This window comes from Mangrovactinospora gilvigrisea (assembly GCF_001879105.1).
GTDB classification, from domain to species: Bacteria; Actinomycetota; Actinomycetes; order Streptomycetales; family Streptomycetaceae; genus Mangrovactinospora; species Mangrovactinospora gilvigrisea.
Genome location: NZ_MLCF01000067.1, coordinates 32,295 through 45,669 on the forward strand (window position 1 = coordinate 32,295; position 13,375 = coordinate 45,669).

Annotated in this window: 15 protein-coding genes; all 15 read right to left on the bottom strand. The window is 71.3% G+C overall.

All coding sequences use genetic code 11. The annotated features are described in order from the left end of the window. Nucleotides 1-3 precede the first annotated feature (3 nt). The 15 genes from BIV57_RS13655 to BIV57_RS13730 all read right to left on the bottom strand — a co-directional run bounded on the left by BIV57_RS13655 (nucleotide 4) and on the right by BIV57_RS13730 (nucleotide 13,332). Nucleotides 4-378, bottom strand: a complete 375-nt coding sequence (locus tag BIV57_RS13655) for a TadE/TadG family type IV pilus assembly protein (RefSeq protein WP_175548752.1) — start codon at nucleotides 376-378, stop codon at nucleotides 4-6. A 148-nt stretch (nucleotides 379-526) separates the two neighbouring features. Next, a complete protein-coding gene (locus BIV57_RS13660) occupies nucleotides 527-718 on the bottom strand; it encodes a hypothetical protein (RefSeq protein WP_071657051.1) in 192 nt (63 codons plus the stop codon). A 47-nt stretch (nucleotides 719-765) separates the two neighbouring features. Next, nucleotides 766-1,674: a type II secretion system F family protein gene (locus BIV57_RS13665; RefSeq protein WP_071657052.1), complete on the bottom strand. Its 909-nt coding sequence runs from the start codon at nucleotides 1,672-1,674 to the stop codon at nucleotides 766-768. Then, entirely contained in the window at nucleotides 1,674-2,615 is a 942-nt protein-coding gene (locus BIV57_RS13670) for a type II secretion system F family protein (RefSeq protein ID WP_071657053.1), read from the bottom strand. The genes BIV57_RS13665 and BIV57_RS13670 overlap by 1 nt, the downstream gene beginning before the upstream one ends. Then, the gene (locus BIV57_RS13675) at nucleotides 2,612-4,261 is read right to left on the bottom strand and encodes a TadA family conjugal transfer-associated ATPase (RefSeq protein WP_139275656.1); all 1,650 of its coding nucleotides are present in this window, start codon (nucleotides 4,259-4,261) and stop codon (nucleotides 2,612-2,614) included. The genes BIV57_RS13670 and BIV57_RS13675 overlap by 4 nt, the downstream gene beginning before the upstream one ends. After that, a complete protein-coding gene (locus tag BIV57_RS13680) occupies nucleotides 4,254-5,126 on the bottom strand; it encodes a CpaE/TadZ family protein (RefSeq protein WP_071657054.1) in 873 nt (290 codons plus the stop codon). The genes BIV57_RS13675 and BIV57_RS13680 overlap by 8 nt, the downstream gene beginning before the upstream one ends. Before the next feature lie 6 nt (nucleotides 5,127-5,132). Continuing rightward, nucleotides 5,133-5,822 carry an SAF domain-containing protein gene (locus tag BIV57_RS13685; RefSeq protein ID WP_079170304.1) on the bottom strand — a complete coding sequence of 230 codons (690 nt, stop codon included), beginning with the start codon at nucleotides 5,820-5,822 and terminating at the stop codon, nucleotides 5,133-5,135. A gap of 26 nt (nucleotides 5,823-5,848) precedes the next feature. Next, nucleotides 5,849-6,547 (bottom strand): hypothetical protein, encoded by a 699-nt coding sequence (locus tag BIV57_RS13690; RefSeq protein ID WP_079170305.1) that lies wholly within the window; start codon nucleotides 6,545-6,547, stop codon nucleotides 5,849-5,851. Between the two features lie 230 nt (nucleotides 6,548-6,777). After that, on the bottom strand, nucleotides 6,778-7,323 hold the full coding sequence (locus BIV57_RS24600) for a hypothetical protein (RefSeq protein WP_139275658.1): 546 nt from the start codon (nucleotides 7,321-7,323) through the stop codon (nucleotides 6,778-6,780). A 142-nt stretch (nucleotides 7,324-7,465) separates the two neighbouring features. Then, nucleotides 7,466-7,951, bottom strand: coding sequence for a helix-turn-helix transcriptional regulator (locus tag BIV57_RS13700; RefSeq protein WP_071657056.1), 486 nt, complete (start codon nucleotides 7,949-7,951; stop codon nucleotides 7,466-7,468). Between the two features lie 401 nt (nucleotides 7,952-8,352). Continuing rightward, nucleotides 8,353-9,063 (bottom strand): hypothetical protein, encoded by a 711-nt coding sequence (locus BIV57_RS13705; RefSeq protein WP_071657057.1) that lies wholly within the window; start codon nucleotides 9,061-9,063, stop codon nucleotides 8,353-8,355. Nucleotides 9,064-9,151: 88 nt separating this feature from the next. Further along, nucleotides 9,152-9,922 carry a class I SAM-dependent methyltransferase gene (locus BIV57_RS13710; RefSeq protein ID WP_071657058.1) on the bottom strand — a complete coding sequence of 257 codons (771 nt, stop codon included), beginning with the start codon at nucleotides 9,920-9,922 and terminating at the stop codon, nucleotides 9,152-9,154. Nucleotides 9,923-9,932: 10 nt separating this feature from the next. Beyond that, entirely contained in the window at nucleotides 9,933-10,235 is a 303-nt protein-coding gene (locus BIV57_RS13715) for a hypothetical protein (protein WP_071657059.1), read from the bottom strand. Between the two features lie 290 nt (nucleotides 10,236-10,525). Next, on the bottom strand, nucleotides 10,526-11,971 hold the full coding sequence (locus BIV57_RS13720) for a hypothetical protein (RefSeq protein WP_071657060.1): 1,446 nt from the start codon (nucleotides 11,969-11,971) through the stop codon (nucleotides 10,526-10,528). 473 nt (nucleotides 11,972-12,444) lie between these two features. After that, nucleotides 12,445-13,332: a DNA methyltransferase family protein gene (locus tag BIV57_RS13730; RefSeq protein ID WP_071657062.1), complete on the bottom strand. Its 888-nt coding sequence runs from the start codon at nucleotides 13,330-13,332 to the stop codon at nucleotides 12,445-12,447. Between the last annotated feature and the right edge of the window lie 43 nt (nucleotides 13,333-13,375).

Sequence of the window (13,375 nt, forward strand, 5' to 3'; positions counted from 1 at the left end):
CCGTCATCCGTTCTGCTTGCCGGTGAAGACCTCGCGCGGCCCGGACGCCGACTGGCTGATGTGCACCACCAGGCCCGGCACGATCGTCGGCATCGCGCCGGTGACCGTCACCCTGATCTGCCGACCGCCGCTGATCCCGATGTGATAAGTCGTCAGCCCACCCACCTGGGACAGGTACTGGCGGGCGGCGATCTCCCCCGCTCCCAGCGAGGCGCCGTCCAGGCGGGCCGCGTCCACGCCCTGCTGGGCCGCGTGCATGGCCACATCCCGGGAGTAGAACCACAGCGCTGCGTGGATGGTCATGAACAGCACCAGCAGCACCACCGGAACGACGACGGCCGCCTCGATGGACGCCGAACCCTGCTCCCTGCGCCCCACTGCGGGCACCAGACGCGCCGCAAGGCGGCGCACCGCAGCGGATGGCCGCGACGTGTCCAGGTGCTGGGCCACGGATGTAGTCCCTTCTGCGGGTCGGCCCGCACGGGGCGGGGAGACAAGGAGGCCGGGCTGTGTCGAGACGTGCGGCCTAGGGAATGGCGTCGGCCTTCGCGCGGGCCTTGGCGACCAAAATCCCGGCGACGATCCCCGCGATGACCACCAGCGTGGCGACGACGATGGCCAGTTCGGTCGAGATCGCCCCCTTCTCCCGCGCCGTGTCCCGTGCGAGTTGCGCGCGGCCCTTCAGCGCGGTCCAGGCGATCAGCAGTAGTGCGTTCATGAACCCCTCCAAGGATTCTGCGTGCGTCGGCGGAGAGACCGCCGAGTTCAGCTGTGGATCAGGGCGTTGGCCACCGGGTAGCCGATGTAGACGGTCATCAGCAGGACGAGCATCGTCACCGGGAAGATCATTTTCTCGCTGGCGCGGTTGGCCTCCGTCTCCTCCTGCGCCGCGGTGGCCACGCGCAGCGACCGGGCCTGGGCGTGCAGGGTCTGCTGGACCGCGGCCCCGTCGTCACCGGCCAGCGAGACGATGTCGGCGGCGTCCCGCAGCTCCGGCAGCGCCAGCTCCTCCGCCAGGTGCTGCAATGCCCGCCACGGGTGCACGCCCTGCAGAGTCGCCTGCGACAGGGTTTCCCGGATACGGGCGAAGACCCAGGAGTCGCCGGCGTTCGAGGCGCGCTCCAGGGCCTGGGCGGGACCGGCGTCCGCAGCGCGCTCGAGCGCCACCAGCTCCAGGAAAGCGGCGATCGCGTAGCGGAAGTCATTGCGGCCCTCGCTGGCCTGGCCGCGCGCGGACAGGTCGGGGATGAAGTAGAAGAGCACGGCCAGGCCGACCGCGACGAACCCGGGCACCGACCAGCCCAGGGACAGCCCGGCCACAGTGAGGACCGCATTGCCCAGCAGCGGCAGGAGCAACCCGTAGAGCCCCGCGGCGACCTGGGTCCCCAGGTGCCGCTCGGGAGTGCGGCCCAACAGCTTCAGGTCGCGGTCCGGGACGCGCACCCGCAGCCCGGTGTGCGCCAAGACCACGAGGCCGATCTTGTCGAGCATCCCCGCCGCGGTCTGCGGGCCCGGCCGCGCGGCGGCGATCGTCCCGCTGTGCTGGGCGGAGGCGTCCAGCCGGGCCAGCACGTCGCCCACATCGGGGCGGCTGGGCAGCAACTCCCGCAGCACCACCAGCAGGCCCAGCCCCACCAGTGCTCCGGTCACCATCGCGGGTACCGACCAACCCATCACCGACCCGCCTCCTCAAACCCCGCCTGCCGGTCCGCAGCGCTGTCGGTGCGCGTGGTCCGATCCAAGATCCTGGGAGCGGGCTTGAGCGCGGCCATCCGCCGCATCCAGCCCAAAACCGCAACAAAGGCGACCGCCAGACCCGCCATCACCGCCTGCCCCACCGGCGTCCGGTACGGGGTGATGTAGTGCGTGGCCAGGGACACCGCGAACACACCCAGGCACATCACGGTCAACCAGCGGGCATTGGCCCGCGGCTTCTCCCGATCCGCCTCGATCTTGCGGCGCATCTCCACCTGCTCAGCCGTCGACTTCGCCTGCCGCAGCAACGCCTGAGACAAGCCGGAGGAGTGATCGTTGGCATGCAGCCACAACAGCGCGCACACGCTGTCGGCCGCCGCATCATCCAGCTCATCAGCCAGCGCTCGATACGCATCCGCCGGCCGCCACCCGGCGGTCAACCGGCGCGCCAGTGTGGTGACCGGCTCGGCGATCGGCTCCGGCACGGTGTCCAGCGATCGGACGATCGCCTGCTCCAGGCTGATGCCGGCCTCGTGGATCGAGCCCAGACGCCGCACCCAGTGCTCCAGCGCCTCCAACCGCGCGATCGCCTTCGTCGCATTGCCGCCCGGACGCAGCAGCGCCGGCCCGAACAGCACCGTGATACCGACGATCACCCCGGCCACCGGGATCCCGGTCACCGCCCACACCACCACCATCGCCGCCAACGCCGCGACGCCCAGGGCCCGCAGCCGACGGGTGCCCGAAACGCTGCCGCCCTGCGTGGCCCGCAACCACAAGCGCACCGCTCGCCGCTCCAACGGGCCGCGGCGCCGCGCACTCTCCCGATCCGCCCAACCGACCAAGCCCGCGACGGCGGCGAACAACCCACCCAGCAACGCCGCCCCGCACAACGCGGTCAGCAGCATCTGCAGCGTCACATCGGCCCCCTGAAGTCCATCGCCCGCCAGCGGCCCACACCCGGCTGCGCAAGCAGGCGCCTGTCGAACCCGACCCGCTCCAAGTCGGCGAGGCAGTTGGGCGGCACATAGGGCACCGCCCGCGGATCGCGCTCCCCAGCCTTGAAGACGAACTGCGTCGCAGGCTGACCGGAATCGCCCAACCCCGTCACCTCCAGCACCTCCGAGACAAACCGGTGCCGACGCCCGCCGAGCGGCGTCTCATCGACCATCCGGAGGATGACGACGAAATCGATGGACTCCGCCAAGGCCCTGAAGGCGTTGTCGATGGTGGTGTTGGAAAACTGCGCGCACAGCCGCGCCAACCGAGGCAGAGCATTGCGGCCCGTGTTGATGTGCATGGTGGCCATCGAGCCACCCTCACCGGAGGTCATCGCCTCCACCATCTGCGGCGCCTCGGGGCCACGCACCTCGCCCACCATGGTCCGCTGATTGGTGTGCCGCAGGGCATGCCGAAACAACTGGTCGAGCGGCACCTCGCCGGCCTGCCGGCCGTCCGGCAGGAACTCGCCGTTGCCCTCGCGCGCCTCGAAGGAGATCACGTTCGTGCGGCCCTCGTCCTTGTGCAGCCACAGCTCCCGCTCGGTCTCCAGCGTCACCACCCGCTGCTCCATGGGGATCTGACGCGCCATCGCCCGCAGCAAAGTGGTCTTGCCGACCGCCTGGCTCCCGGCGATCACGACGTTCTTGCGGGCCAGCACCAGCGCCGCCAGGAACGCGGCCAGCGTCTCATCGATCGTCCCCCAGGCGACCAACTGCTCCAGGCCGTGGTGGAGGATGCGATGTCGACGGATGGTCACTTCGACCTGCTCGGTCACCCAAGCGGCCGCCGCCAACCGTGAGCCGTCCGGCAACCGCAGGTCCAGCGTGGGCCGCGCCGGCGTCCAGACCCGCTCCTGGCCGGCGCGCCGAGCCAGACCGCGAATCAGGTCGATGACCTCCTGCTCGCTGCCCGCGATCCGGCCGACCGGCTGGTGAGGCCGGTCGTAGTAGTCCACCGTCGCCTCGGTGCCGCGGATATAGATGTTCTCGATGTCCGGGTCCCGCAGCAATGGCTCCAGGCGTCCGGCCCGGAAGATGGAGTTGAAGACGGAATCGATCAGGTCCCGCTCCGCCTGCTCCGACAGAGCCCGTTTGCGCTGCGACTCCTCGGTGGCCCAGCGCGCGACCGCGTTGCGGATCAGGGCCCGGCCGCGCTGCTCCCGGTCCTCTTCCGACAAGGCAGCCCCGTCGTGATCCTTCTCCTCCGCGACCATCTGGTCCGAGACTTGGCGCTGCAACTCCCGCACCACGTCCGCGGTGAAGGGGCGCACCTCCGGCTCGACCACCGCGGCGGGCAGCGCCTGCGGCTCGGGCCGAGTGGACACACCGGCGAGCGCCGCCCGCACAGCGTTGTGAAGGTCCTGCGCCTGCCCCGCTGCCGGCGTCTGGCGGGCTGGCGGCGGGGGAGGAGCGACCGGCTGCGGCGGCAGGGGGTAGGCCGGGATCGGCAGCGCCGCCCCGGTGCCGGCCGACCCGTTCTTGTACGGATTGCGGTTGGCGCCTTGGGTGTGGCCGTTGGCTGCCTGAAGCGGCCAGCCGCGTGCGTCCTCCTCGGATTCAGCCACCGGACACCCCCCGGGCCTGTGCCAGTGCCGTGGCCACCTCGCGCGGCGAAAGCCCGACCGCCCGGCGGGCCGGCAACTGCACCGGTTGCTGCTGGCGGGCGTTGGCCACCGCGTTGCACATCGCCTGCCCCACCTGGGCCGCCGCCTTCATCAGCGGCGAGCGCTTCGGCGCGGGCGCGCGCCGACCGCGACCGAGCGAGAAGACCTTGGCGCGCTCTTCGTCCCACGGCAGCTGCAGCACCATGTTCCCGCCCAGGCCCAGATGCTGAGCCGCCTCTCCCGCAGTCACCGGGCCGTTGTCGAGCATCAGCAGGGCCGGCGGAAGCCCAGCTGGTGCGTGCTGCCGACGCGCAGCAGTCAGCGACGCCAGCACGGGCCGCGTCGCGGCAACCGACGGCAGATGCGACTGCGCCACCATCATCACCAGATCCGACCGGTAGACCACCGCGGCCGGATACTCCTCCGCCAGCTGCCCGGCACTTTGAATGACGCGCCCGGCATCCACCAGCACATCCAGTCCAGCGCTCTCCAACCCGGCGAAGACCGCAGACAGCGGCTCCCAGGTACGCACCAGCCCCTGCGCCTGCAGCGGATCCGTCAGCCCCGGAAGCAGCAGCCGCCCCTCCTCCAACGTAATCAGGTGGTTCTCAAAGGCCTCGGCCAGCCGCCCTGCACGATGCGCCTCCGCCAGATGGTGAAGCCCCCGCTCCACACCCAAGTCGCCCTCGAAGAACCCGGCGCGGATGGTGCCGCCAGCCGGGTCGGCCTCCACCAACAGCACCGGCCGCGGCCACGTGAAGGCCAGCGCGAGGGCGGTGGTCGAGGTCCCGTAGCTGCGGGCTGAAAGCAGGGTGATCACGCTCATGGTGCGTCAGCTCGCATCCGTGATCAGCGTGACACCGCTCGCCGCCTCGGACGCCACCTTCGGCCCATCACTGGGATCGACCGCCACGTCCACCACGCGCGCCCCGTTGGAATCGGCCGCGCCGACACGCAGCACCACGCCCTGGATCGACCCGGCACTGCCCGATGCCTTGCTTGACCCGCTCCCGCTGCTCGCGCCGTCCCCGGTGTTCCCGGACGCAACGATCAGCACGTGCGTGCCCGGAGCGGGGGCCTCGCCCGGAAGCTGACCAGGCTTCAACTGCAACCCAATGGTCTGCTTGCCGGCCGTCAGAGGATTCGTGCTGGTCGTCGAGGCCGGTGTCAGCAGGCTCCCGGCCGGGATGTCGACTGCGGCCAACTTGCCGATCACCGTCTTGGCCTGGGACAGCGGCACGGTCTTGACCGAGGGATCCGACGGCAGGTGAGCAATGCGCAGGTCCGCCTTGCTGATGGTCTGTCCCACGTGCACGGTGGTGGCCACCGCCAACACCTCGTCCCGATGCCCGGCCTGCGTGACCAGGGCAGTGCCCCCCAGCGCGCCCACGACCACCAGGGCCAGGCCGAGCGCGGTCACCCCGGGCCGGCGCCGCCGCCGCGGAGCGGGCGCGGGCGCCGCGGTGGGCGCGGCGCCCAGGAACTGCTGCGGCGGGACCTCCGCCGTCTTGTCAGCACGCACCTCGTAGACCTTCCTGCCAGGACGTTCTAGTTGTTGAGGGACTGGACTTCGGCGACCTTGGCCGCAGCTGCGGCGGTGCGGTTCTGGTCGTTCAGCTGGCCGGTCTCGCCCGTGGTCGCCGTCCAGGTCACCGACCAGTGCGTCGTCACCTGGACCCGGAAGTTGCCGGTCTGCTGGTAGCGGTAGCCGCACTGCGGCGACATCGCGTTGCCGTAGGACTTGCTGTAGGGCTCGCCCGGCTGCGTGCAGGGCACGCTGTCGCCGTCGCCCATGTCCCACAACGCTCTGGTCACCTTGGCGGTCACGGTCACCGAGATGCCGCCGGCTGCGGCGGTGCCTGTCTGCGGGCCCCACCCGGTGGGGCTGTCGTCGATCCACATCCACACTGGCATCCCCACGATTCCGGCCTTGCCGTTGTTTGGGGTGAAGTGGATGCCCGGGGCCGCGAGCTTCATCTTGTTGAAGGCCTGTTGCGCCAGCACTGCTGGGTCTGGAGGAGCAACCTTGCCGGGCGGATTCGCGAGCATCACGATGACGGACGACTGCTGAGTACCACCGGCGGAGTAGCAGGTCTTCAGGTAGGGGCTCGCCTTGGGATCCTTCTTCGGGAGGGTGACGCCACGCCCCTGGGCCGTGATGTCGGAGGCATTCGCCGGGCGGTAGTAGCACATGCCTACGGCGTCGCCCAGGTAGGGGTCCTTGCACGGCAGGTTGACGGCCTTCAACCCACATGAGCTCGTTGACGATGAGCTCTGTTGGTCGTGCTTCCCCGGCCTGGAGGGCGTTGGGCTGCCTGGCTTCCCCGGAGAGGTGGCTCCGTAACAAACGAAGCCCGAGCTAGAGCATCCGTGCGGCGCGGTGACCCCGTCATCACCTGTGGCATAGCTGGGGCCCATGTTGCAGGAGATCGCTAGGGCGAGCATGAGAATGGCCGCCGTCGAGCCACCCCGCCTTGTCAACATGATTGGTTCCGGTTCGCCAGGCGTTCCGCGACGACCCATTGGCCGGTTGTCGAGCGACGCATCGTAGCCTCGACGACGTACTTGAGTGGTTGCTGCGGGAGGGTTACTCGTTTCCCGGTCGACTTGAGCGTCGGATACCAATGCCGGCTGTCGAAGCACTGACGAACTGTCGCCTGCGGTGGCCGGTGCTTCATATCCACCGAAGAGACCTGCTCGTCGGTTACCACCGGTTGTCCCTGCCAGATCACACCATCGCGCTTGTCGGCAGCAAGCTGCTCCAGGATCGCGGTCAGGGCATCGCCTCCTGTGACCTGCATGAGGCGTGTGCCCTCTGGACTGTTGGTATGGAGCGTCGTGACCACGGAACTGGTGTAGTCGTCCAATGCTCCGGTGATCTTCGCGTCCTCGGAGGCTGAAGGCGAAGGACTGGGCGATGCAGATGCACTCGGCGTGCTGGAGTCCTTCGACGAGACCTTTGCACCGTTGCTGCTGCAGCCGGTCAGGCCGACCGCGACGCACAGGGCCCCGACCGCTGCCACGACGCGGATGTTCGTGGTGCGACTGGTTGACGTCACTGGTCCCCCTCGTGGGTGGGTGCAGGTCGGGCTGGCTGGCCGGCTGGTAGGGAAGCCGGTGCCGTGGGCTTGAAGTCGGTCGCTCGCGCCGACGGCGGCGGGCGGGTCATCTGAGCCTCTGGGGCATGGCGCTGGCGCGGCTGGGATCGGAGGCCGGCCCCCGGCCGCGGACGATGCGGATGGCCTGGTGCGCCGCGTAGACGGCCGGCGTCGTCACCTGGAAGGAGTCGCTGCTGAACAGGCCGGCGAGGGTGTCCGCGACGTCCGGCTGCAGGGCTACGCGGCCGAGTTCGAGCATCGGGTAGCCCTCGACATGCGGGACGACGTCGCTCTGCTCGAAGCCGGCGCGCAACCTCATCCACGACAGGTCGTGAACCGGCCGGTCCAGCAGATCGGTCGGCAGGACGCCGAGCTCGCGGGCGAGTGCGAATAGGCTTCGCGGCTCGGGAAGATGCCGGCCCATCTCGTAGCGGATGACGGCGTGACGGTCCTTGCCGATCCTCGCGCCGAGGGCGTGCTGGGACAGCTGCAGGGCGGTGCGGCGCTCGCGCAGCAGCTGCGCTGAGAAACCTCGGACTCCGCGCGACCCCATTTGGCTGTTCCCTCCCCGTGCCAGCCACGCCCAGGCACGCGCTTGCGCCGGGACGGACGTGTGCGCACTGCGGTGAAACTGGTCACCCCCGTGGCAAACAGTGGAGACACCGTTTCAGCCATCACGGTGTGCTGTCAATCATCTGCCCTCTGCATCAGCAGACGCACGTGCATTTGCAAGTGAACATTCAACGGCCCTGGTTGGACAGTGAGTTGACCCCTCATCACGAACACATGGTCGACAGCTTAGGGGTGGCTGGAACTCTCCAATGCGGGCGGCCGGTGCGGAGGCGGTTGACCGGCTGATGCCCCTTGTGCGGGCCCTCGGATCCGGAGCCCGGACAGCGCGAGCCGCCCAGGACCGGGCGGAGGGCGCGGTCCTGGGCGGCTTGGCGGGTCGGCTCAGCGGGTGATCTCGACGCACACGGCGATCGTGTCGGTGGGTGCCGCGTCGAGGCGGTCGTTGCACTCCTCGATGTAGGCGCTCGACTCCTCCTCGGTGCAGTTCACCCGATCGGTGAAGGCCGGGTCGATGCTCCAGTTGCCGTTCAGGTCGACCATCGCCGTGGCGGGGAGGGCACGGCGGGCATGCCGCTCGGCGAAGGCGTCGGTATCCAGTGCGAGCGCCGCGTCGAGGTCGACCAGCAGCCTGGGGTGCAGCGCTTTGCGTGCCTGGGCCGCCTGCGGCTGCTGGGTGAACTGCTGCTCCGCGCGGTGCAGCGGCAAGGCCTCCGGGGCGGCGCGGTGCCGGGTCAGGAAGCTGCGCCACGGGGCGCCGGTCGGCAGGTGCTGCGAGCGGGCGAGGAAGCCCGCGTGGCGGTTGGCGGCCCAGCGCCGGGCCTGTGCCCGCGCCTGGAGGAGGTCCAGGAGGTGGAGCGGGCCGCCTGCGACTGCGTCGCGGGCGGGCTGGGTGCGCAGCAGCCGCGGGTCGTCGAGGTTGGCGGCGGGGGGATGGAAGTGCCCGGCGTAGCGGCCGCCGGGGATCCAGTGCTCCCACTGGCCGATGCGGTCGGGATCCGCGCCGTCGTCGGCGAAGGGCTCTAGGGCGCTGGTGAGGGTGTCCGCGAGGGCGTCGGTCGGCGGCAGGAGGACGAGCGCGGAGAAGTGCGACATGGTCAGCTCCGTTGGATGTGGCGGTCGGTGAGCCCCGCTGACCGGCTCTCGACTGCGCGGGGCGGGGAGAGGTGGCACCGTTCGGCAGTCAGCGCGCGTCGCACGCTTGGCGGTCGAAGTTGCAGACGACGACCTCCACGGCCGGGCTGACGCCCTGCCAGTCGTCCCGGTAGGCCGTGGTGTCGATGCCGCAGTTGTGGTTCATGCGGATCCCGGTGCTGTGCTCGAACCGCTCGCAGTCGCGGTCGCGCTCCTGGAGGAACCGGTGCCGACCGCTGTAGCGGAACGGTGCGCTCTGCTGCGGGCTGACGAAGACGCCGCGCCGGGCGAGCCGGGACGCCGTGGCGATCGCGTGGTACTCAAAGCGGCGGCTGGAGCAGCCGGGAGCGTCCCGGATGCGCGGAATCGGTCCGAATGGGGGGTTGGCGATGGCGGTGTCGAACGGCCCCAGGTCGGTCCGGTCCACCAGGTCCAGGACGTCGCCGCAGATCCACTGTGCTTCCGGGAGGATGCGGCGGCCGACCTCGACGTAGGCAGGGTTGCGCTCGACGCACACGAACTCGCGCGGCGCGCGGCCCAACGAGCGGCGGCCCCAGGCGTCCTGGCAGGACCAGGCCAGTGCGCCGATCCCGGCGCACAGGTCGATGATCCGGTCGCCGGACACGTGCAGTGCCAGGTCGTTGGCGAGACCGAGCGGGGTGAAGAAGGCTCCGTCCAGGCCGTTGCGAGCCGTGGAGGAGGCCTGGAAGTCCGTGAGGACTTGTTCCTGCTCCTCGCGGTCCAACGGCTTGTCCGAGGCGATCAGGTCGCATGCTGCGGCGTGGCGGCGCTCCAGGTCCTTCGTCAGCTTGTTGGCCATGGGATGCGCCTCAGTCGGTCACGTCGAGCGGATAGCCGTCCTCGCCGAGCTTGCGGAGGTCGACCAGCGACCGCACGGTGCCGTCCGGTCGATCCTCAGGGAGCAGCTCGATAAGTGCGGCGAACCGGCGGACCATCGCCTGCAGTTCGGCCTTGGTGCCGAGGAACGTCGCGCCGAACTCGAAATCGACGGCGGACAGCGCATGGGTGAATGCGGGTTCCGCGACGCCGACGTCGAAGGCGTAGCCGGCCGGGATGGCTTCCGCGGTGTTCGTAGCGACGCTGGCGGCCATGTCCGTGATGGTGAATGCCATGAGTCCTCTCCCGAGGCAGGGGCATCGGCGGCAGCAAAGCGCGCCAGTGCAGCAGACGAGGAGCGGTGGGAGGCCGAGCCGCCTCCACCGAATGCTAACAATACATAGACTAGAAAGAATTAGCAACTATGTAGTTGTAGGGAACCGCGCAGAGCCGCAGGTCCGGGGCGGTCCAGGGGCGAAGCAGGGATCACCCGCCCGCAGCGACCGGGCGGGCCTGTCGCCGCGTCAGCTGCGCCTTATCTGGGGTGCGGTGCGGTGCGGTCTACGCGAAAGCGGGGTGCACGGGCTCAGGTGCGTCGGCCGTACCGGCCGGAGCCCGGGCGGGTGGTGGCGAACGCGTCGACGGTGCTGCGCAGCCACATCGCCTCGTGGACGCGCGGCCGCAGGTCGTCGCCGCGGGTCCGGTCCGGTGCCGGGATCTGGCCGCGGGAACGGTAGGAGTCCATGGTCTCGATGCCCAACGGCTCGCCCCGAGTGGCCAGTCCCAGGATGCGGCCGAAGTCGCGCAGGGTCAGCAGGTCGTCGGGGTCGCCGGCCGGCGGGGGGACGATCGCGGAGGTTCCGGCGCGGGCGCGTCGCGCGGCGCGGGGATGGCGGTCCGCTGCCCAGGCGTCGACTTCCTCCACCGACCAGGTGCCGTCTGAGCCCGGGGCGGGGAAGGCCGGTTTGTCGGCACCGGCGCGCTCGTCGTGCTCAGCGCGGGCGCGCATCCATGATTCGCCGCGCATGGTCCGGGCGGTGACGCCGTAGCGGCGCGCGAGCTGGGCTACCTGGGCGTCGCGGGGATGGTGCTCGGCCGCCCAGGCGTCGACCTCCTCCGCCGGCCAGGTGCCGTCGGCGTCCGGGGCGGGGAAGGCCCGCCGGGCGGCGCCGTCGCGCCGGTCGCGCGTGGTGCGTGCACCCGCCCAGTTGGGCCCGGCCGCGGTGCGCTCGGGCAGCCCGAACCGGGCGGCGAGGTCCGCCAACGTCAGCCTGGTGGCGTCGTCCCGCTCCGAGGCGGGCTCGGTCTGCGCCGGCGCGGCGGCGCGGGGCTTCGGTCCGTACTGCGGCCGGTTGACGCCGACCCAGGAATCGGCGGCCTCCACGGGCCACCAGCCCTCGGCCTCCGGGGCCGGGAACCCTGCTGTGCGCGCCCAGGCCTGGACGGTCGCCGGCCTGACGGCGTAGCGGCGCGCCAGACCGTCGACATCCAGGACGCCGGTCGTGGGCACGGGACGCTTCGGGGAAGCCGGGGCGGGAGCGGGGCGCTCGCCGGATGCGCGGCGCCGGCGGAACTCCCGCGGCCGCTCGATCTCCTTGTAGGCCGTGGCTCGGCGCCACATGGCCTGGGAGACCTGCGGCTCCAGGCCGTCTGCGCGGGTGCGGTCGGGCGGGGTGAAGTCGCCCTTGGAGACCGAGGAGCGCAAGGCGGTGACCTTCGGCGGCTCGACACCCAGCGCCTGGCCCATCAGCTCGGCGATCTGCGCCAGCGTCAGCAGGTCATCCGGTGCGCCGGCGGGCAGGCCGAGCGGGTTGTCGCCGGCCTGACCGACGGCCCAGAAGCCGGGGCGGTGCGTGCGCACCCAGGCGTTGACCGCCTCCGCCTCCCGCAGCTCGCTCCCGCCCGCCCCGGTGGCGATCGCCGGGGGGAAGTTGGCCTCCTTGGCCCACTGCCGGGCCGTCCACGGCGTGACGTGGTACCGCTCGGCGATCTCGGCGAGCGAGGTGCGCTCGCTCGAACCTGCGGGCAGCATGGCGCTCTCCGATCGGGCTGCTGGTTCTCGGCCGCGGCCGGGGACTGCAGTGAACCCGCAGGCCCCGACAATCAGCAAAGTACAGCCACCCGAGAGGATAGGCAACTGCAGGGGTGGGTGTCCCTACGCGCCGGCGGTCCAGCGCCGACAACCCGGCATACCCGGGGGCAGATTGGGGCCGCGGCGCCGCGAGACCGCCTGGGCGCAGCGGTGATGACGGCCGCGGGGCGCCGTCGGCGCCAGGCGGTGGATGCAGTCCTCGCAGCTGGTCCCGGGCAGGAGCGGCAAGCGGGTCGCCGGGTGCACGCCCCGGTCGAGCAGCATGCGGACGCTTCCGCGCCCGGGCGGGATCTCATGGTGTGCGGACATGCGGGGTCTCCTTCGGCGGGTGGAGGCGGCAGGCCCCCGGGCGGGGGTGCCGATGGGTCGTCAGATCGCGGCCGGGATGGGGCGGTCCGGGCCGCGGGGTGCGGTCAGCGGCTCGGGTGGGCGGCGTGTGCGACCGCCGGGTACAGGACGGGGCGGCGCGTCCGCGCCCGGAGCGCGGCCTCCGCCCGTGCGTGGACCTCGGCCTCGATGCCGTCGATGCCGTGAAGGGCGTTGGCGCAGGAGACCGTGACGTTCGGGCCGAGGCGCCAGAGCACGGCGTTGACCGCGCAGCATGCCGCGCTGATCGGGTCGAGGTCGTTGAGCCACCAGTGGAACTGCGCCGGGTCCAGGCCCTGATGACGCAGCGTCGCGGCGGCGGCCCGCACGATCGTGCCGGTGCCCGCGCACGGCTCCAGGAACCGGGCGCCGTAGGGCGGGGGAGGGGACAGGAGGATCTGGGCGTGGGCGTCGGCGGCGCGGGCCGGGGTGAAGAACGCCCCGCTCTGCTGGCGCTCGGCTCGGCTGCGGAAGCGCTGGAGCAGGAGCCCGAGCACGTCCTCGCTCTCGCACCGCCGGATGTCGCTGCAGTACTCCAGCAGCCCGGCGCGCACCAGGATCCGTGTGAAGTTGGCGAGCCCGGCCGTCTGCGTGCGGTCCGCGTCGGCCAGCCAGCGGTGCAGTGGGCGGGTGAGATCGGCCAGCGTCGGCGCGGCGAACCACAGCCCGTTCCACACCCTTAGCAGCACCGCGGCGACGCCGTCGTCGTCCAGCGGCAGCAGCGCCGAGCCATGGTCCGGGCCTTCGGCCGAGCGGGGCGCGGCGAGGGCGACGGCGGCAACCACACCTACCGCCGCGGCGGGCCCGCCGGCTCCGCCGTGGTGCTCGACCCACCATCCGTGGGCCTGCTCGACGATCTGGTGGGCGTGGGTGCCGCCGTCATCGGGGGCCAGGGCCCGGCGCAGCCCGGCGGGCGGGATCCCGTAGAGGGCCATCTGAACTCCAAGGGGGGAGAGAGGGAGGGTGCGGGAGTCCCTG